Origin of the sequence: Nonomuraea sp. NPDC049141 (assembly GCF_040648415.1) — a bacterium.
In the GTDB taxonomy this organism is placed as follows: domain Bacteria; phylum Actinomycetota; class Actinomycetes; order Streptosporangiales; family Streptosporangiaceae; genus Nonomuraea.
Genome location: NZ_JBEZDR010000201.1, coordinates 1 through 1,578, shown reverse-complemented (window position 1 = coordinate 1,578; position 1,578 = coordinate 1). Strand labels below are relative to the sequence as shown.

General features: G+C 69.3%; 1 protein-coding gene. It reads right to left on the bottom strand.

Annotated features, from left to right (window positions below; translation table 11 throughout):
- Nucleotides 1-125: 125 nt before the first annotated feature.
- A complete protein-coding gene (gene pstS, locus AB0B91_RS65855) occupies nucleotides 126-1,232 on the bottom strand; it encodes a phosphate ABC transporter substrate-binding protein PstS (protein WP_088998174.1) in 1,107 nt (368 codons plus the stop codon).
- Nucleotides 1,233-1,578: the final 346 nt, after the last annotated feature.

Below are 1,578 nucleotides of genomic sequence, written 5' to 3'. Positions count from 1 at the left end.
GACGGTCGTGACCTTCGGTCACGCGCGTCCCGCCGGTGCCGGCGTGGGCCGAGCGGTGAGGGGTTTCACCCATCTGCTCGCTCGCTTCGCGTTGAGGTGGTGGTGACGGTGTCGATGCGGACGGCTCAGGCGAGGTTCTTGACCGCGGCCTCGACCTTGGTGCGGACCGACTCGGGCAGCGGGGCGTAGCCCAGCTCGGTCAGGTCGGCCTGGCCCGCGGGGCTGGCGGCGTGGCCGAGGAAGCCCTTGACCAGCGGGAGCTTGTCGGCGGCGAGGCCCTTGGAGCAGACGATCTCGTAGGTCACCAGGACGATCGGGTAGGCCCCGGCCTCCTTGGTGTTGTAGTCGATCTTCATCTTCAGGTCGTCGCCCTGGCCGACCACCTCGGCGCCGGCGATGGTCTTGCCGGCCGACTCGGCGGTCAGTTCGGCGAACTCGCCCGCGCCGTTGCCGACCTTGGCGGTCTTCAGGCCACCGTTCTCGGCGTACGACCACTCGACGTAGCCGATGGTGCCGTCCTGGTTCTTGATGGCGCTGGCCACGCCGTCGGACTTCGCCGCGCCGGTGCCGCCCGGGGCCTTCCACTCCTTGGCCTTGCCGAAGGTCCAGTCGGCCGCGGCGGTCTTGGTGAGGAAGTCGGTGAAGTTGTCGGTGGTGCCGGACGAGTCCGAGCGGTGCACCGCATTGATGGCGGTCGACGGCAGCTTGGCGTCGGGGTTGTCGGCCTTGATCGCCGGGTCGTCCCACTTGGTCACCTTGCCGGCGAAGATCTTCGCCAGGGTGGCCGGCTTGAGCTGGAGGTTGTCCACGCCGTTGACGTTGTAGGCGATGGCGACCGGGCCGATCACCATCGGCAGGTTGATGGCCGCGCCGCCGACGCACTTGGCGTTGGCCTGCGGCTGCTCCTCCTCCTTGAGGGCGGAGTCCGAGCCGGCGAAGTCGGCGGTGCCGGCGATGAAGGCCTGGATGCCGGCGCCCGAGCCGGACGGCTCATAGTTGATCTTGGCACCGGAGCACTTCTGCTGGTACGCCTTGATCCACTCGTCCATCGCGTTCTTCTGCGCCGACGAGCCCTGGGCGTTCAGCGTGCCGGTGGCGCAGTCGGCGGCGGCGGCCGACCCGGAGGCGGAGGCGCTGCTCGCGGGCTCGTTGTTGTCCGAGCCGCATGCGCTGAGAGCGAGCGTCGCGGTAAGAGCGAGGCAGGCGAGAGTGCCGTGCCGCTGGAGCTTCACCTGAGGGGTTTCCCTTCACGTCTGACTTCGCACCCGGATTGGGGCCCGGGGTGCCGGCGCTGACCGGCTGATCCAAAAGTTAGGAGCGCCAGGTAGCCGGTTCGCCGGTCGGAAGTGAACGGGGAGTGAACAGGTGCGGCAGTGCAGATGACCGCTCGCTGAGGGCGGGTTGTCCGTTAAGTGAACTCGGCTGCCACTGTCGGAAGTATGCGGATTTTCCTGGTAGGACGCCATCTCGCGGGCGCGCCGCCGTCACCGACGGTGACCCTGCGGGCGGTGCGAGCCGGGGCCGGGCCCGGGTGGGCGTGCGCGGAGCGGTGCGTGACGCGCTCCGAGGTGGCACGCG